This is a genomic window from Janthinobacterium kochi (assembly GCF_051380715.1).
Lineage (GTDB): Bacteria > Pseudomonadota > Gammaproteobacteria > Burkholderiales > Burkholderiaceae_D > Janthinobacterium.
Window position 1 is genome coordinate 160943 of record NZ_JBNYXO010000009.1, and the last position, 16634, is coordinate 177576.

The window sequence follows — 16634 nt, forward strand, 5'->3', positions numbered from 1 at the left end:
ACCCAGCGCACCGACTGTCATGGCCTATCGGTCTATCTTGATGAAAAAATCACTGCGATTGACATCCCCATGACACGCTCGACACCCCTGAAAATCCTTGGCTGGAGCCTGGCCGCCCTGCTGGCCCTGGTCGCCCTCCTCGTCATCCTTGTGCTGACTTTCGACTGGAACCGCGCTCGCCCCTACATCAACGAGAAGGTGTCGGAAAGCACGGGGCGCAGCTTCGTCATCGCCGGTGACCTGCAAGTCAAATGGAAGCGCGGGTTGCAGACGGAGCCGGGCTGGTGCCGCTATGTGCCGCGCCCCCACATCAGTGCCCAGGACGTGCGCATGAGCAACCCGGACTGGGCCACGGCCGGTCCGCAACTGGCCAGCGCGAAACGCATCGACGTGGCCCTCCATCCGCTGCCCCTGCTGCAGCACAAGGTCGTGCTGACGGACCTGGCGCTCGACGCGCCGCAGATCGCCCTCCAGCGGCGCGCCGATGGCAGCAACAGCTGGACCTTGAGGGATAACGGCCCTTCGGCATGGGAAGTGGAAATCCAGCGCATGGCCTTCGGCGACGGCGCCATCCGCTACCTGGACGAGGGCATCGCCCTCGACGTGCGCGCCAAGGTCAGCTCGACGGCGCCCGACGCCACGCCGGGCGATGCACCTGGTAACGCGCCCGTACAGAAATACGGCATCGCCTTCACTCTGGGCGGAACCTACCGCAAGGCGCCCGTGACGGGCGGCGGCAAGGCCGGCGCCGTGCTGTCCCTGACAGACAACAACACGGTCTATCCGGTGCAGGCGCACGCCGTGCTGGGTAAGAACAAGGCCAGCATCGATGGTACCCTGACGGACCCGCGCTCATTGTCGGGCATCGATTTGCAGCTGAGCCTGGCCGGCGCCAGCATGGCCGACCTGTATCCGCTGACGGGCGTGCTGCTGCCGGAAACGCCGGACTACGCCACCAAGGGGCGTTTGCTGGGCAAGAAGGATGGCGCCAGCTGGAGCTGGACGTACCAGAACTTCAAGGGCACGGTGGGCCAGAGCGACCTGGCCGGCACCCTGCAATACCTGCCGCGCCAGCCGCGCCCCTTGCTGCGCGGCGAAGTGACATCGCAGCAGTTGCGCCTGGAAGACCTGGGCCCCACCATCGGCGCCGACAGCAATGCGCAGAAACAGGCGCGCGGCAAGGCACCCGTGCAGCCCGAGAATAAAGCCTTGCCCGTGGAACAGTTCAACACGGCCAAATGGAATGCGCTCGATGCCGACGTGAAATTTACGGGCAAAAAACTGGTGCGCACGCACGATATCCCGCTCAACGATGTCGTCGCCAACATCCACATGAAAGACAAGGTGCTGAGTTTGACGCCGCTCAACTTCGGCATGGCCGGTGGCGACATCACCGCGAACATCACGCTCGATGGCCGTCAAAAGACCATCGCCGCGCAAGCCAAGGTGGCGGCGCGCCACCTCAAAATTCGCGAACTGTTTCCCAAGCTGCAATCGATGCAAGCGAGCTTCGGCGAAGTGTATGGCGACGCGGCGCTGACGGGTCACGGCAACTCCATCTCGGCCATGCTGGCCAGCGCGAATGGCGAACTGGCGGCCACCGTCAGCGAAGGCTCCGTCAGCCAGTTCATGCTGGAATTGGCCGGCCTGAACCTGGCCAATGCCGTCTTCGTGAAAATTTTTGGCGACAAGCAAGTCCACCTGAACTGCCTGGCCAGCGACTTCGCCGTCACGAATGGCCAGGCCGACGTGCGCCGCTTCGTGCTCGACACGGACACGGCCGTCGTGAATATCACGGGCAACGTCAACCTGGCAAGCGAAACCCTGGACCTCGACGTACGCCCGCGCACCAAGGGCGCCCGCATCATCACCCTGCGCACGCCGCTGTATGCGAAAGGCACATTCAAGAACCCGGACGTGGGCCCGCAAAAAGGTCCGTTGGCATTAAAAGCCGGCGCCGCCGTGGCGCTGGCCACCATCGTCACCCCGCTGGCCGCCCTGCTGCCCCTGGTCAACGTCGACAAAGCCCCCGACACGGACTGCGCCGCCGTCATGGCGCAAGCGAACGCCACGCGCAAGGCGCCCACTTCACCGGCGACAAAGGCACCGGCAAAAAAAGTCAGCGAAGCAGAGATCAAAAAGGCCCAGCAGGAAAAGAAATAGACCTTGACGCAGCCGCTTGAAAGCCGCCCCGCCATCTGCTGTAATGAAGGAAAGCGGGGTGTGGCTCAGCCTGGTAGAGCGCTGCGTTCGGGACGCAGAGGCCGGAGGTTCGAATCCTCTCACCCCGACCAGTCGCGTCTGCCCTATACGCCTCCATAACTGCTCACGTCTTGACCCTGCGTGTTGGTGTGTTGCCGAGAAGTATGATATTAATTACATCATTAATATCCTGATCACTTCTCGCGCAAGGGCCTGACCGATGTCTTTCCTGATAGTTGTGGCCGCACTGGCCTTCCTCATGCTGGCAGCCTACCGCGGCTACAGCGTGATCCTGTTTGCGCCCGTCGCCGCGCTCGGTGCCGTGCTGCTCACCGATCCGTCTGCCGTACCGGCCGTCTTCAGCGGTATCTTCATGGAAAAGATGGTGGGCTTCATCAAGCTGTATTTCCCCGTCTTTCTGCTCGGCGCCGTGTTCGGCAAGCTGATCGAGCTGTCCGGTTTTTCCCAGTCCATCGTCGTGGCGGCCATTCGCTACATCGGCAGTTCGCGCGCGAATGCCGTCATCGTTGCCGTGTGCGCGGCCCTGACTTACGGCGGCGTGTCGCTGTTCGTGGTCGTGTTCGCCGTGTATCCGTTCGCAGCCGAACTGTATCGCCAGAGCAATATCCCCAAACGGCTGATGCCGGGCGCCATCGCCCTGGGCGCGTTTTCCTTCACCATGGACACTTTACCGGGCACGCCGCAGATCCAGAACATCATTCCCACCACTTTTTTCAACACGACCGGCTGGGCTGCGCCATGGCTGGGCACCATCGGCGCCGTGCTGACGGTGATCATGGGCCTGGCCTTTCTGGAATGGCGCCGGCGTTCCGTCATGGCGACGGGCGAAGGCTATGGGGCCGAGGCCGACAAGGCCACGGCCAACGTGGGCGACTTGCCCCATCCGCTGCTGTCGGTGGCGCCTTTGGTGCTGGTAGGCGTGGCCAACTTTGCGCTGACCAAGCTCATTCCCCATTGGTATGGCGCCAGTTACGTGCTCACCGCCGACGCCCTGCCGGGCCTGCATGCGCCCGTGACGACGGCGATTGGCGCCGTCACGGGCATCTGGGCCGTGGAAGGCGCGTTATTGCTGGGAATTTTACTCGTCTGCGTGACGGCCTTCGGGCGCATCCGCGCCGCCTTTGCCGAAGGCACCAAGGCGGCCGTGGGCGGTGCGCTGCTGGCGGCCATGAATACGGCGTCCGAATATGGCTTTGGCGGCGTCATCGCCGCGCTGCCCGGTTTTCTTGCCGTCAGCAACACCTTGCGCAGCGTGCCCGATCCGCTCGTCAACGCGGCCGTGTCCGTGACGACCCTGGCCGGTATCACGGGCTCGGCCTCGGGCGGCATGAGCATCGCGCTGGCCGCCATGTCGGACAGTTTCATCCAGGCCGCGCAGCAGGCGCACATTCCGCTCGAAGTCATGCACCGCGTGGTGGCGATGGCCAGCGGCGGCATGGACACCCTGCCACACAATGGCGCCGTGATCACCCTGCTGGCCGTCACGGGTCTGACGCACCGCCAGTCCTACCGCGACATTTTCGGTATCACCGTCATCAAGACGGTGGCCGTGTTCCTCGTCATTGCCATCTATTACATGACGGGGCTGGTTTGACCTAAAGCCGCGACGACGATGCCGGCTTCGCCAACACTTGCGCCGGCTTGAACAAATGGCTGATGCCCATGGTCAGCAGCGGGCCGGCCAGCGCCAGGTAGGAACTGTCCACGCCGTACGGATTGCCCGCCAGGAACCAGCCGATGGTGGCGATCACGGAGATGATCACGCCGACAAAGGCGCCGCGCGGCGTGCCGAACTTCGGCGCATAGAAGGCCATCAGCACCAGCACGGCCAGGGTGGCACGCAGGGCCTTGCCGAGGAAGGCGATCATCAGCAGTTTTTCCGCATACAGCGCCAGCACTAGGGGCAGCAAGCCGGCCACGACGATGGCGATGCGCAGGAACATCAGCGATTTCGCGTCGTTCTTCGCCTTGTTGTACCAGGGATCATAAAAATCCTTCATGGCCAGCGTGGCCGATGCTAGGGTGGTGGCGGAAATGCCGCCGAACAGGGCGCCGGCCAGGCCGACGATCATGATGCTGGCGGAAAACGCCGGCATGTGGGCGATCAGGGTGGGGAAGGCGTCGATCGACTTCATGCCCGGATACAGCACGGCGCTGCACATGCCGATCAGGGCCGCCATCAAGCCGAACGGGATCATCAGCGAGGACACGTAATAGCAGGCGCGCTTGGCCACGGCCGGGTTATCCGTGCTGACCAGGGCCTGGATCACGTATTGCGTGGCAAAGATGGAACCGATGCCGCCGATCATCCAGGCGATGATCTGGCCCCAGCCGATCTCGACCCAGTTGAACATCTTGGCCGGCAGCTGCGCCTGCAGCGCGCCGATGCCGCCGGAGGCTTCCAGCGCATACGCCAGCGCCAGGATCACGCCCAGGTATTTGACGATGGAGTGGGCAAAATTGGTGTACACGACCGAGCGCATACCGCCCAGGCTGACATACATCACAGTGATGGCGCCCACCAGCAAAATGGCCACGGTTTTATTGATGTGCAGCACGGCCGCCAGTACGGCGCCACCGCTCGCGTACAGGGCCACGGCAACGATGCTCAGCGCAACGATGGTGAGGATCGATGCGGCATAGCGCACGGGTTCGCCATACGTTTGCGCCAGGATGCCGGAAATCGTCGACTGCCCGCTTTCCTTGTATTTTTTCACCAGCACGATGGCCAGCAGCAAGAAGCCCAGCGACAGCGCCACCAGATTCCAGGCGGCGGAAATGCCCAGTTCATAGCCCTTCTGGGCCGTGCCGATGCTGACGGAGCTGCCGATGAATTCCGACAGCAGCAGCGCGCCGATCAGGTAGGCGGGATAGTTGCGCCCGCCCGCCGTCATGCCCTCGGCGCTGTTGGCATGCTTGCGCACGCTATACGTAATGTACGACATGAGGGCGAAATAGCCCACCGTGACCGCAGCGATAATGATCAATCTGTTTTCCATTCGTCTACTCCAAGTCTGCTTTTCTTATTATTATTTTTCAAGAAAGCTTCCCCTGCCGCATGGCGGACCAGCCGGTGGCGGTGCTCAGGGGAAAGTCAAATTCCTGCCGTACCGATACGGTACAGCAAGCCTCACACTAAAAAAGTCCGCAACTGCTCTGTAAACAAGTCCGCCGCCTCGATGTTCGAAATATGCGAAGCGGGCAGGCTTGCCAGGCTGGCGCCAGCAATCTGCTGCTGCAGCCAGCGCGCGTCGTCGAGGGTAGTCACGAGATCGTGCTCGCCCGCGATGATCAGGGTCGGCACGGCTATCGTGCCGACACAGCCGTGCAAGTCCGCCTGGGCCAGCACTTCGCAGCAGGCCGCGTAGCCGCCGGCATCCTGGCCGCGCAAGGTTACGACCAGGCGCGCCACCGTGTCCGGCGCGCGCTGAAGAAACTGCGGCGTGAACCAGCGCGCGGCGGCGCCATCGGCCACCGCAGCCATGCCGTCGCGGCGCACTTGCTCCGCCCGCAGCTGCCACGGCGCGGTGCCGCCGATGCGCGCCGCCGTATTCGCCAGCACGAGCTTCGTCAGGCGCTGCGGCTGTTGAATGCCCAACCACTGCCCCGTCAAGCCGCCCATGGAAATGCCGCAGAAGGCGGCACGGGCGATATCGAGGTGGTCGAGCAGCGCCACCACGTCCAGTCCCAGCCGGTCGATGCCGAATGGCGCGCTGCCGCTGGCAGACTGGCCATGGCCGCGCGTATCGTAGCGCACAACAAAAAAGTCGCCGGCCAGCGCAGCCGCCTGCGCATCCCACATGGACAAGTCCGTGCCGAGGGAATTCGACAAGACCAGGCAAGGCTTGCTGCGCTCGCCATCCGTGCGGTAATGCATGCGAATACCGTCCACCTCGCACGTTTTCCTGGCAGTGTCGTTGCCTGTATGCGTCATTGCATCTCTCCTCAGGAATCGTCGTCGCGCACCGACGAGGGATGGCGGCACAGCGGCATCACGTCGATCTGCATATAGGGAAATAGCGGGAGCGAGGTCAGCAAATCATGCAGCTCGTCCACGCTATCCACGTCGAAGACGCTGACGTTGGCGTACTGGCCGGCGATGCGCCACAGGTGGCGCCATTTGCCCTCGTGCTGCAGGCGCTGGGCCAGTTCCTTTTCCGTCTGCTTCAGCTGCGCCGCCTGCTCGGCCGGCATGCTCAATGGCAGGTTCACGTTCATGCGTACATGGAATAACATGCTTGCTCCTTGTGGATTTATGGGCGCTGCATGGCATGCAGCTTGTCCATATCGATTTCGACGCCCAGGCCCGGCCCTGTCGGCACTTGCAGCATGAAGTCGCGGTACACGAGCGGCTCGCGCAAGACTTCCTGCGTCAGCAGCAGTGGCCCGAACAGTTCCGTGCCCCAGGCCAGTTCGGCAAAGGTGGAGCACACGTGGGCCGTGGCGGCGGTGCCGATGCCGCCTTCGAGCATGGTGCCGCCGTACAGGCCCACGCCAGCCAGGCGCGCCACGGTGGCCACTTCCAGCGCGGGCAGCAAGCCGCCCGACTGGGTGATTTTCACCGCATACACGTCGGCCGCATCGGCCTGGGCCAGCGCCAGCGCGTCGGCCGGGCCGTGCAAGGCTTCGTCGGCCATGATGGCCACGTCGAAGCGCTGCTTCAGGCGCGCCAGCGCGGCGCGGTTGCCCGCCTTGACGGGCTGCTCGATCAGGTCGATGCCGCCCGCTTCCAGAGCGGCGATGCCGCGCACGGCGTCCATCTCGCTCCAGGCCTGGTTGACATCGACGCGCACGCTGGCCCGTTCGCCCAGCGCCCGCTTAATCTCCAGCACGTGGGCCACGTCGTCCATCACGTCGCGCAGGCCGATCTTCAGCTTGAAGATGCGGTGGCGACGCAAGTCCAGCATTTTTTCCCCTTCGGCGATATCGCGCGCGGTGTCGCCGCTGGCCAGCACCCAAGCCACGGGCAGTGCATCGCGCACCCGGCCGCCCAGCAATTCCGACAGCGGCACATTCAGGCGGCGCGCCTGCGCGTCCAGCAGCGCCGTCTCGATCGCACACTTGGCGAAACGGTTGCCCTGGATGAGCTTGCGCACCTTGGCCATCGCCTTGGCCACTGCGCTCGCTTCCATGCCTACCAGCAGCGGCGCAATATAGGTATCGATATTCGTCTTGATGCTTTCCGGGCTTTCGCCGCCGTAGCTCAAGCCGCCGATGGTGGTCGCTTCGCCCCAGCCGGTGAAGCCGTCGGCGCAGCGCAGCCGCACCAGCACCAGCGTTTGCGTATTCATGGTGGCGACGGACATCCGGTGCGGACGGATGGTTGGCACATCGACCAGGTAGGTCTCGATATTTTGAATCATATTTATTCCGTATAATTCTGTGGAGTGGTGACACGATATGCCCCGAATCTCCCCACGTCCAACACCGAGTTGGTATCAAACCTATACCTGAAAGGTATGAAGATGGAATTACGCCACTTGCGCTACTTCGTTGCGGTCGCAGAGGAAAGGAACTTCACGCGGGCCGCCGCGCGCCTGCATATCGCGCAGCCGCCGCTCAGCCGGCAGATGCAGCAGCTGGAAGAAACGCTGGGCGTGGCGCTGATCGAAAAGGGCTCGCGGCCCTTGCGGCTGACGGAAGCGGGCGAGTTTTTCCTCGCCCATGCGCGGCCCCTGCTCGACCAGGTGCGCGACCTGAAGGCGATGACGCAACGCGTGGGGAAGCTGGAACGCACCGTGTCGATCGGCTTTGTCGCCTCGACCCTGTATGGCGAATTGCCCGACATCGTGCACCGTTTTTGCGAGCGCCATCCCGAGGTCGACGTGACCTTGCATGAAATGACGACGGTGCAGCAGCTCAAGGCCCTGAAGGAAGGCCGCATCGACGTGGGCTTTGGACGCCTGAAAAGCGAAGACCCCAGCATCCGCCGCATCCTGCTGCGCGAAGAGCGGCTGGTGGTGGCCCTGCCACCCGGGCACCGGCTAGCCAAGGGGGAAGGCGGCTTGCGCCTGATTGACCTGATCCATGAAACCCTGCTCGTGTATCCGAAAGCGCCCCGCCCCAGCTTTGCCGACCAGGTGCTAGCCATGTTCAGCGAAGGCAATGTCACGCCCGGCCCCGTCACCGAAGTGCGCGAACTGCAGATTTCCATGGGACTGGTGGCGGCCGGCCAGGGCATTTCCATCGTGCCGGAAAGCGTGCAAGCCATGCATCACCGGAACGTCGTGTACCGCAAGCTGGACGACAAGCATGCGTTCTCGCCCATTTTATTCAGCATGCGGCGTATGGACCGCTCGCCGGAGCTGGACAACCTCCTCGCCGCCGTGTACTCGATCTACGATGAACACGGCATCGCGCACGTCAAGGAAAGCCTGTAGCAGCTAGAGGGCGGCGTCGGCCAGCAATGCCGGCTGCAGCGCGCGGATGCGCAGCTCCGTGAAATAGCCTCCCGCCTCGTTGTAGCGCAGGTAGTGGCGACCGCAGTTCAGGCAGCGCGCCACCTGGCTCAGGTTCGCGGGATAGTAACGGGGCGCGATGGGCGCATCCGCGCTGTCATAGCGCGTGCCGTGCGGGTGGTACTCGGCAAACGTCGGTTCTTCGTACGGGTCTTCGCGCAGGGTGCCGATTTCTTCAAAGCGGTCCAGCTCCAGCGAGGTGGGCAGCCGTTGCCAGGCGCCCAGCGGGACGGCGCAGCAGCTGCATTTTTTTGTCACCAGGGCCGACGCGGCGGCCAGTGCGGACAAGGCGGGAAAATCGATGAATACCATGGTTCAGCCATTGCAAAGGGGCGGCCCATGGCAACGAGCCTGGCCGCGCCCCTTATTCTAGCGCAGACGCATCCTGCCGATACGCGCACCCCATTTCGCCAGGAGCAGCTCCAGCAGCATCAACATGCAGCCGGAAATGAGCAGCAGCGGCATCAGCGCGCACATGCCGGCCGCCACCAGCCAGGCCAGCGCGGACGGCGAAGTCCAGGCGCCCGGCAGCAGCCGGGGCAAGCCCAGCGAGCCTGGCAAGCGCCGCTTGAAAAACATCACCCAGCCCGACACCAGCGAGAACAGCACGCTGGCGCCAAACAGGAGTAACAGCGCCTGGTTCCACCAGCCGAACTCCCCGCGATGAAATGGAATGCCGATGGCCGTGGCCTTGCCAAACGCCGTCTGCGCCTGCCACCCTGCGTAATACAGGGGCTTGCCGCTGTAGGCATCGAATTGCAGGTCGAAGCGCAAGGTGGGCTGGCTGCGGTCGGCCATGGTGGCGCGCCACACATCGTCCTGGCTGGCCGGCGCCGTCAGCTGCACGGCGATAGCCGGAGCATGGCTGCGCGCCACTTGCCAGGCATCCTGCCAGTCGAGCGGAGCGCCCTCCTCGCGCGAATGCAAACCGCGCGGCACGGGCGGGGGCGCCTGGCCGCTGGCGTCGCGCAGCGCGCGGATGCGCCCGCCCGCCTGCTGGCTCCACGTCAGGCCTGTCGCCAGGATGACCAAACTGATAACGCCGAGCGCCACGCCCAGGAAGGCATGCCACTGGCGCCAGCCATTGCGGCCCCGCGCGCCCCGCTTCGGCAAGCCCGATTGCGCGCCGCGCGGCCACCACAGCACCACGCCCGTCACCAGCATCACCATCAGCCAGCTGGCCGCCAACTCGATCATCCAGCGCCAGCCATCGTTTTGCAGCAGGCGCGAATGCAGCTTTTTCGCCCAGTTGCCGAAGCGCTCACTGCTGGCCAGGCTGCCCAGCACGCGCGCATCATACGGATTCACGTAGACGATGATGGCTTGCGCGGGCAGGCCGAACTTCGGCCTGGGGGGTGTGGCCGGCGCGGCATGTCCGCCATGTCCCGCATGCTCGTCCTGCGCGCCGCCGGGCGGGGCGAACGCCACCTGCACCGCGTCGTCCTGTTGAAACGGCGGCACCACGTGCTGCACCGCCCAGCCGCGCGGCGCCGCCCGTTCGGCTGCCGCCACGGCGGCGTCCAGCGGCAGCATGGACGCCTGCGGCGTCACATGATCGAGCTGCTGGTACAGCCGTGCCTCGATCTGCGGCGTAAATACATACAAAATGCCCGTCAGGGTAGCCACCAGTGCAAACGGAGAAGCGATCAGCGCGGCCCAGAAGTGGATACGCCAGTACAGGCTTTTGCGCCGTGCGATGAGAAAGGTGTGATCGTCCATGACCATCCTCACAGTGCGTTGAAGGTATAGCCCAGGCCCAGCATCACGCTGCGCGGCGCACCGGGCGTGTACTGATTCTGGCTGTTCGGCGCATAGTTGCCCACGCCCGCGTAACTGCTGCTGGCCGAATCGGCATAGCGTTTATCGGCCAGGTTGCGCACCTGCGCCCACGCTTCCAGCCCGCGCGCGACCTGATAGCTGGCGCGCAGGTTCAGCAAGGCGTGGCCCTTGTACTCCACCGTATTGGCATTGTTCATCCAGTAACGGCCCTGGTGCACGGCTTCGAGCGCGATACGCGCGCCGGCCATGGGCTTGTAGCCGATCTCGAACGAGGTGATGTCGCGCGGCGCCTGCGGCATGGTGCGGCCGCTGTAATCGAGGCTGGCAGACACCTGGTAGCGCAGGTAGCGGTGGCGCGCGATGGCCGTGGCGAAGCGCGCGTCGAACGGGCCGCTGTCGTAATTCAGCCCAAGCTCCAGGCCTTCGCTGCGCGTGCGTCCCGCATTGCGGTTTTCGCTGCTGCCCGGCGAAAGCGTATAGCTGACGATGGTGTCACGCCCGTCGAGGCGGTACAGGGCCGTGTCGAGTTTCAAGCGGCCCTGCAAAAAGGCCCAGCGCAAACCCAGTTCATAGTTGTTGTAGACGGACGGCTGCAGGTCGGCGATGCCCGTCTTGCCATACAGCTGGCTGACCTCGGGCGGGGTAAAGCCCTGGCTGACGTTCGCATACGCGCTGCCCGCCTGGCCGAGGGCGTAGGTGGCGCCCAGCTTCGGGCTGACGTGCGAAAAGCTGCGCGACTCGTCGGGCGCGCCGTAATTGACGCTGCCGCCCGGCGCCAGCTTGTTGTGGTAATCGTAGCGGATGGCGTCCGAGCGTCCGCCCAGCACCACGCGCGTGCCGGCCAGCGGAGAAAATTCCCATTGCGCGAAGACGGCCGTGTTGAGGATATCCGTCTGGTAGTCGCGCACGCCCTGCGGATTGGACGCATTGGCCAGCGTATAGCGCAGATAGCGGCCCGTGGCCGCATCGCGCACAATGGACAGGTTATCGCTGACAAAGGGATTATCACTCTTGTCGACATACACGCCGGCAATCAGGCGCGAACGCAGCCACGTGAATTCCTGCTGGTGTTTCACGTCCAGCCCCAGCGAATCGACGTGGTTGTTGTTGATGACGCCCTTGCACAGCATGCCTGCGCAGCTGCCGATGGAATACGCGGGAATCTGCCCATGGTCATTTTTGCGCGTAAACACGGTAACGGTGCTAGTGCCATTGGCCGTCGTCGCGCCCTCCCACGCCAGATTCATGCGCGTGGTCTTGTCCTTGCGGTAGGTGAACGTGTTCAGGCTCTTGCCCGGATTGGCGCGGTAGTCATTCTCAAACAGACTACCCGTCATGGCCGCATCGAGATCCGTGTGGACGATGGTGGCGCGCAGCTGCGAGGTGGGGCTGAGCGCATAATCGGCGCGCAGCGAGAACGAATCCTTGTCGCCATAGCTGTACTCTTGCCAGTTGTCGCGCGAACGGCGCGAGCTGTAATGAGAAAAGCGCAATCCCAGCGGCCCCCAGGTATCGCTGGCGGAGGTGTCGTAGCGGGTAAAACCGCCCACGTTATCGCGCCGCACACCCACCTTGGCCGTCGGCGTGGCACTGGCGCCGGCCGTCAGGAAATTGACGGCGCCACCCACGGCATTGCTGCCATACAGCGAGGAAGCAGCGCCCTTCACCACTTCCACGCCGCTGGCCCCCGCCATGTTCATTTCATTGAGCGAGTTGTGGTTAAAGACGCCCAGCGGACGGATGGGGATGCCGTCTTCCAGGTACTGGTAGACGGCATTCGTACCGATGGGCTGGCGGATGCTCATGCTGTGCTGCTCGTTGCCCAGGTCATTCCAGTACACGCCGGCGATGCGGTTGAGGATATCGCCCATGGTCTTGGGCTTGTCGCGTTCCAGGGTTTTGGCATTGACGACGCCGATGGCCTGCGGCGTCTCGGACAGCCATGATTGCGCGCGCGAACCGGAAACGACGACGGTGTCGATGGCGTGGTCGGTTTGGTCAAGTTGCTGCGCCCGCGCGCAGGGGTAGGCCAAGGTGATGGCGACGGCCAGTACCAATAATTTCTTGTTCATGTGATTCTCGTATAAGTGTGCGGATGCGGCGCGTCACACCGCAAGGTGGACAGCGCCAGCACTAAAAATGCAAAGACTTAGACGAGGGTGGGCGGCGCGCGAGACTGCGCGGTGGACCAGATGAACAGCGGGGATGGCGACTGGTAATACAACGCCGGGAAAATCGCCGTACCGCTGGCAACGGGCAGCGGCAACACGGGACTGGGCGGCAGGCCCACGGAACCCGCATGCGTGGAACAGAAGGCGCAATGCTCCATCTGCATGGCCTTGGCGCCCGATTTTTCATCGGCGGCGCCATCATCGACCTGGACAAAACGGATGCCGGCCACCGAGCAGATTTCCGCCCAACCGGAACCCGACTCCTGCTTGGCGTTGGCGACGGCTTGGGAAATCGATGGCGCGAGCGCCGCCAGCAGGATCGCAAAGCAGGCGATCCAGGCGGCAAAGCGGCGCGTGAACAAGGTCATTCCCATGGCCGCATTTTACCAGCGGCCGCCGGGACTGGGTAGCGAAAAGCGGCTCAGGCGGCCGGGCAGGCGGCATTGCCGATGTCGAAAGCACGCACCACGCTCGCAGTATCGGCGGCGATGCGGCCCACGGCGCGGCGGTGGCCCAGCACCAGTTCATCGTAGCCGGCACCCACCTTTTCATTGGCGATCGTGCGGCAAGTGACTACCTTGTTGCTGGCCAGCTGGCGCACGCTCCACACGGCGTCGATCAGCGCGTACTGGCCCATCACGGATTCGAAGCGCTGCACATTGGTGCTGATACGGTACACGGGCAGGTTGTCGGGGTGCGGCGTGCGGAACACATCGATGGCGCCCAGGTCGTTCGTCACGGCCGTCGACAAGGCCTGGCCGATTTCGCCGGCCAGCGGTCCCGCCCAGCGCTGCTGCTCCAGCAATTCGATGCGTCCCGACGGCGCCGTGACGACAAACTGGTTGCGGCTCACCTGCTGCGGCACGCTGACGGCCAGCACCTCGACATAGTATTTGACGGGTTTGGCCGGCTGCGCGTCGGCGCCGCCGCTGAGCGTATAGAAATGCTCGGGCTGGGGCGTGGAGCAGGCGCCCAGCAGGACGGTCGCCAGCAGCGCGGAAAAAATCGGTTTCATCATTTTTTTTCATCTCCTTTTTTACCGCGGATCAGGGACTCGGGGTGACGCTCAAGGTAGTCCGACAGGGCATTGAGCGATTGCAGGGTTTGCGTCAGTTGCTGCAAGGCCTGGCGCACGTCTGACTGCAGCGGCGAATCTTTTTGCAGCACCTGTTCGGCCGTGCCGAAGGTCTGTTTCGCCGCCGTCAGGGTATCGCGCATTTCCGGCACAACCTGGCCATCGAGCTGCTTGAACAGGGTATTGGCCTGCTTGATGGTGGCGTTCAGGTTATTGCCGATCTCCGCGTATGGCACCTGGTCGAGCTTGCGGGCGATGCTGGCGATCTGCGTCTGCAGTTCGTCGAGGGTATTGGGCACGGTGGGCACTTCCAGCGGATACCTGTTCAAGTCCAGCGCCACCTTCGGCGCTTTCGGGAAGAAGTCCAGCGCGATGTACAGCTGGCTGGTGAGCAGGTTACCCGTGCGCAGCTGGGCGCGCAAGCCACGGCTGACCATGCGTTCGAGCAGCTGGTGGCCAGCCGAGCCTTCCGCATCGTCGACGGCCGTCTTGAAGCGCATCCCCAGGCGGGCAGGATACAGATTGACGGTAACGGGCATGCGGAAGTTCTTCTTCACGGGGTCGAACTCGATACCCACCGAGCGCACTTCGCCCAGCACGATACCGCGGAAGTCCACCGTGGCGCCGGGCTGCAAGCCACGCAGGGACTGGTCGAAATAGAATACGGTGGTGATCGCCTCTCCATCGGGTTCGCGCATGGCGCTGGCCTCGTCGGCCGCCAGACGGAAATTGGTATTGGCCGGCGCCGGCTCCTCGGGCTTGCGGCCGTTTTCCGCCTCGAAGGCGATGCCGCCTACCAGCATGGCCGCCAGCGACTGCGTATTCAGTTTGAAACCGCTCGAATCGAGGCGCACGTCGACGCCGCTGGCATGCCACCAGCGCGCATTCTTGCCGACGAACTGGTCATACGGGGCGTTCACGAAGACTGACATGGTGATGCCGTTGCCATCCTTGTCCAGCGCGAAGCTGACCACCTTGCCCACGCGCAGGCGGTGGAAGAACAGGGGCGAGCCTACGTCGACGGAGCCGAGGCTGTCCGCATGCAGCGTGTACAACTTGCCCTTCTGGTCACCGGCCACGGCGGGCGGGTTTTCCATGCCGACGAAGTTCTCTTTTTTGGCTTCCGACTTGCCCGTATCGACGCCGATGTAGGCACCCGACAGCAAGGTACCCAGCCCCGTCACGCCGCTGGCACCGATCTGCGGGCGCACCACCCAGAAGCGCGAATCGGCGGTGGCGAAGCGCCGCGCTTCCTTGCTCATGTCGATCGTCACCAGCACCTTGCTCAAGTCCTCGCCGAGGGTAATGGCGCGTACCTGGCCGATGTCGACATCCTTGTACTTGACCTTGGTCTTGCCCGGCTCCAGCCCTTCGGCGCTCTTGAAGCTGACCGTCACCGTGGGGCCCTGGTCAAGGATGGACTTGGCGGCCAGGCCGGCGCCGATCAGCGCGGCCAGCAGTGGAATGAGCCAGACCAGCGATGGCAGCCAGCGGCTGCCCTGTTCCACATCGGGTTCCGGCAACGGGGGGACGCCCTGGCCACCCGTTTCGGCAAGGTCGCCTGCTTCTTTGTCAGACATGCTGTTCTCCAATCACTGTATTGTTTCCGGTATTTTCCACCACCACGGGTTCTTCCTCTCCCGGTACCTGCCCGTCGACGGGGTCCCAGATCAGGCGCGGGTCGAACTGCATCGCCGCCAGCATGGTCAGCACCACCACGGCGCCAAAGGCCAGCGCGCCGGGGCCGGCCGTGATCACGGCCAGCGACTTGAAGCGCACCAGCGCCACCGTCAGGGTGACGACAAAGATGTCGAGCATGGACCAGCGGCCGATGAATTCGACCATGCGGTACAAGATGGTGCGCTGGCGCGGCCGCCAGCGCGAACGCCGCTGCGCCGTAAACGCCAGCAGCGCCAGCACGCCCAGTTTCAACATCGGCACGACCACGCTGGCAATGAAAATGATGATGGCCAGGCCTTTCGAACCGCTGGTCCAGAACAGCACCACGCCGCTCATGATGGTGTCGTTTTGTGCGCCAAACAAGGAATAGGTCACCATCACGGGCAGCAGGTTGGCGGGAATGTAGAGGATCATGGCGGCGATCAGCAAGGCCCAGGTGCGGTTGATGCTGTCCGGTTTGCGTACGTGCAGGGCCGTGCCGCAGCGCACGCACGCCAGGTGCTTGCCCTTGCCCAGCGGCGGCGCCACCAGGCCGCAGGCGTGGCAGGGCACGACCTTCGCGCCCGGCGCGAAGGCCTTGTAGCGGATGCCGGGCAGCGCCTGACGGGTCAGGTCGTCGCCCAGGTTCCACAGGGCCTTGGGATCGAACGAAACGACGATGGCCAGCATCAGGGTCAGCGCGCCAAACGCGAACAAGCCCGGTTGCGGCAGCACTGTGGCCAGGCTGGTCATCTTCACGACGGTGATCAGGATGCCTATCATCAGCACCTCCGTCATACCCCATTCGCGCGCCGTCTGCACAGCGCGCAGCACGCGGTTAAAGCCGGGCACCTTGACGCCGCCGCGCAAGCCCAGCGCCACATACAGCAGGGAACCGAGTTCGATGGCGGGAAAGAGGATGGTAAACAGGAAGACCATCGTCGCCACGATGTGCATCTGCTCGGACCACAGCACGCGGATGGAACCGAGCAAGGTGGCGCTGGAAGTGAGTCCATTGACGTCGAGTTCGACGATGGGGAAAAACTGGGCGATCAAAAAGACGAAGGCGGCGCCCAGGGTCAGCGCCACCACCTTGCTCAATTCGGCCGAAGCGCCCCGCGCGTGGGCGCCCCGGTATAGCACCGAGCGGCAACGGATGCAGCGCGCCTTTTCGCGGGGACGCAGCGGACGTTTGCGGTACAGCACGCCGCAGTCATGACAGCTAATCAGCTCGTATCGGTGCACAGTGTGAAGTTTGCCGGCGCAGGA

Annotated in this window: 14 protein-coding genes and 1 tRNA gene; 4 read left to right on the forward strand and 11 right to left on the reverse strand. The window is 63.9% G+C overall.

The features are described 5' to 3' along the window. Nucleotides 1–69: 69 nt before the first annotated feature. The 3 genes from ACQ4WL_RS19605 (at nucleotide 70) to ACQ4WL_RS19615 (ending at nucleotide 3817) form a co-directional block, all read left to right on the forward strand. Nucleotides 70–2163 carry an AsmA family protein gene (locus tag ACQ4WL_RS19605; protein WP_436511240.1) on the forward strand — a complete coding sequence of 698 codons (2094 nt, stop codon included), beginning with the start codon at nucleotides 70–72 and terminating at the stop codon, nucleotides 2161–2163. Between the two features lie 54 nt (nucleotides 2164–2217). Continuing rightward, nucleotides 2218–2294 (forward strand) — tRNA-Pro (locus tag ACQ4WL_RS19610). Nucleotides 2295–2422: 128 nt separating this feature from the next. Continuing rightward, nucleotides 2423–3817 (forward strand): GntP family permease, encoded by a 1395-nt coding sequence (locus ACQ4WL_RS19615; RefSeq protein ID WP_436511241.1) that lies wholly within the window; start codon nucleotides 2423–2425, stop codon nucleotides 3815–3817. A 1-nt stretch (nucleotide 3818) separates the two neighbouring features. Here the strand turns inward: ACQ4WL_RS19615 and ACQ4WL_RS19620 are convergent, their stop codons facing one another. From ACQ4WL_RS19620 to ACQ4WL_RS19635, 4 genes are all read right to left on the reverse strand, one after another. Then, nucleotides 3819–5222: a sodium:solute symporter family protein gene (locus ACQ4WL_RS19620; RefSeq protein WP_436511242.1), complete on the reverse strand. Its 1404-nt coding sequence runs from the start codon at nucleotides 5220–5222 to the stop codon at nucleotides 3819–3821. 131 nt (nucleotides 5223–5353) lie between these two features. Further along, nucleotides 5354–6157 carry a 3-oxoadipate enol-lactonase gene (gene pcaD, locus ACQ4WL_RS19625; RefSeq protein WP_436511243.1) on the reverse strand — a complete coding sequence of 268 codons (804 nt, stop codon included), beginning with the start codon at nucleotides 6155–6157 and terminating at the stop codon, nucleotides 5354–5356. A gap of 11 nt (nucleotides 6158–6168) precedes the next feature. After that, entirely contained in the window at nucleotides 6169–6459 is a 291-nt protein-coding gene (catC, locus tag ACQ4WL_RS19630) for a muconolactone Delta-isomerase (protein WP_436511244.1), read from the reverse strand. A 17-nt stretch (nucleotides 6460–6476) separates the two neighbouring features. Continuing rightward, a complete protein-coding gene (locus tag ACQ4WL_RS19635) occupies nucleotides 6477–7586 on the reverse strand; it encodes a muconate/chloromuconate family cycloisomerase (RefSeq protein ID WP_436511245.1) in 1110 nt (369 codons plus the stop codon). Between the two features lie 102 nt (nucleotides 7587–7688). Between ACQ4WL_RS19635 and ACQ4WL_RS19640 the strand changes: the two genes are divergently transcribed. Beyond that, complete coding sequence (locus ACQ4WL_RS19640) at nucleotides 7689–8603, forward strand: LysR family transcriptional regulator (protein ID WP_436511246.1); 915 nt, start codon at nucleotides 7689–7691, stop codon at nucleotides 8601–8603. A 3-nt stretch (nucleotides 8604–8606) separates the two neighbouring features. On the opposite strand, the gene ACQ4WL_RS19645 is transcribed toward ACQ4WL_RS19640, so the two are convergent. The 7 genes from ACQ4WL_RS19645 to ACQ4WL_RS19675 all read right to left on the reverse strand — a co-directional run bounded on the left by ACQ4WL_RS19645 (nucleotide 8607) and on the right by ACQ4WL_RS19675 (nucleotide 16610). Continuing rightward, nucleotides 8607–8993 (reverse strand): hypothetical protein, encoded by a 387-nt coding sequence (locus ACQ4WL_RS19645; protein ID WP_436511247.1) that lies wholly within the window; start codon nucleotides 8991–8993, stop codon nucleotides 8607–8609. A gap of 57 nt (nucleotides 8994–9050) precedes the next feature. Further along, entirely contained in the window at nucleotides 9051–10400 is a 1350-nt protein-coding gene (locus ACQ4WL_RS19650) for a PepSY-associated TM helix domain-containing protein (protein WP_436511248.1), read from the reverse strand. Between the two features lie 8 nt (nucleotides 10401–10408). After that, nucleotides 10409–12532: a TonB-dependent receptor family protein gene (locus ACQ4WL_RS19655; protein WP_436511249.1), complete on the reverse strand. Its 2124-nt coding sequence runs from the start codon at nucleotides 12530–12532 to the stop codon at nucleotides 10409–10411. Between the two features lie 77 nt (nucleotides 12533–12609). Then, nucleotides 12610–13005 carry a DUF2946 domain-containing protein gene (locus ACQ4WL_RS19660; RefSeq protein WP_436511250.1) on the reverse strand — a complete coding sequence of 132 codons (396 nt, stop codon included), beginning with the start codon at nucleotides 13003–13005 and terminating at the stop codon, nucleotides 12610–12612. A 47-nt stretch (nucleotides 13006–13052) separates the two neighbouring features. Then, complete coding sequence (locus tag ACQ4WL_RS19665) at nucleotides 13053–13649, reverse strand: PqiC family protein (RefSeq protein ID WP_436511251.1); 597 nt, start codon at nucleotides 13647–13649, stop codon at nucleotides 13053–13055. Further along, nucleotides 13646–15286, reverse strand: coding sequence for a PqiB family protein (locus ACQ4WL_RS19670; protein ID WP_436511252.1), 1641 nt, complete (start codon nucleotides 15284–15286; stop codon nucleotides 13646–13648). Before ACQ4WL_RS19670 ends, ACQ4WL_RS19665 begins: the two co-directional genes overlap by 4 nt. Next, nucleotides 15279–16610 (reverse strand): paraquat-inducible protein A, encoded by a 1332-nt coding sequence (locus ACQ4WL_RS19675; RefSeq protein ID WP_436511253.1) that lies wholly within the window; start codon nucleotides 16608–16610, stop codon nucleotides 15279–15281. The genes ACQ4WL_RS19670 and ACQ4WL_RS19675 overlap by 8 nt, the downstream gene beginning before the upstream one ends. Between the last annotated feature and the right edge of the window lie 24 nt (nucleotides 16611–16634).

Bases quoted from the DNA above. Each gene is read 5' to 3' on its own strand.
- ACQ4WL_RS19655 (WP_436511249.1), bottom strand. From the start codon at position 12,532: ATGAACAAGAAATTATTGGTACTGGCCGTCGCCATCACCTTGGCCTAC.
- ACQ4WL_RS19670 (WP_436511252.1), bottom strand. From the start codon at position 15,286: ATGTCTGACAAAGAAGCAGGCGACCTTGCCGAAACGGGTGGCCAGGGC.
- pcaD (WP_436511243.1), bottom strand. From the start codon at position 6,157: ATGACGCATACAGGCAACGACACTGCCAGGAAAACGTGCGAGGTGGAC.
- ACQ4WL_RS19650 (WP_436511248.1), bottom strand. From the start codon at position 10,400: ATGGACGATCACACCTTTCTCATCGCACGGCGCAAAAGCCTGTACTGG.
- ACQ4WL_RS19605 (WP_436511240.1), top strand. From the start codon at position 70: ATGACACGCTCGACACCCCTGAAAATCCTTGGCTGGAGCCTGGCCGCC.
- ACQ4WL_RS19660 (WP_436511250.1), bottom strand. From the start codon at position 13,005: ATGGGAATGACCTTGTTCACGCGCCGCTTTGCCGCCTGGATCGCCTGC.
- ACQ4WL_RS19665 (WP_436511251.1), bottom strand. From the start codon at position 13,649: ATGATGAAACCGATTTTTTCCGCGCTGCTGGCGACCGTCCTGCTGGGC.
- ACQ4WL_RS19615 (WP_436511241.1), top strand. From the start codon at position 2,423: ATGTCTTTCCTGATAGTTGTGGCCGCACTGGCCTTCCTCATGCTGGCA.
- ACQ4WL_RS19645 (WP_436511247.1), bottom strand. From the start codon at position 8,993: ATGGTATTCATCGATTTTCCCGCCTTGTCCGCACTGGCCGCCGCGTCG.
- ACQ4WL_RS19640 (WP_436511246.1), top strand. From the start codon at position 7,689: ATGGAATTACGCCACTTGCGCTACTTCGTTGCGGTCGCAGAGGAAAGG.
- ACQ4WL_RS19635 (WP_436511245.1), bottom strand. From the start codon at position 7,586: ATGATTCAAAATATCGAGACCTACCTGGTCGATGTGCCAACCATCCGT.
- catC (WP_436511244.1), bottom strand. From the start codon at position 6,459: ATGTTATTCCATGTACGCATGAACGTGAACCTGCCATTGAGCATGCCG.
- ACQ4WL_RS19620 (WP_436511242.1), bottom strand. From the start codon at position 5,222: ATGGAAAACAGATTGATCATTATCGCTGCGGTCACGGTGGGCTATTTC.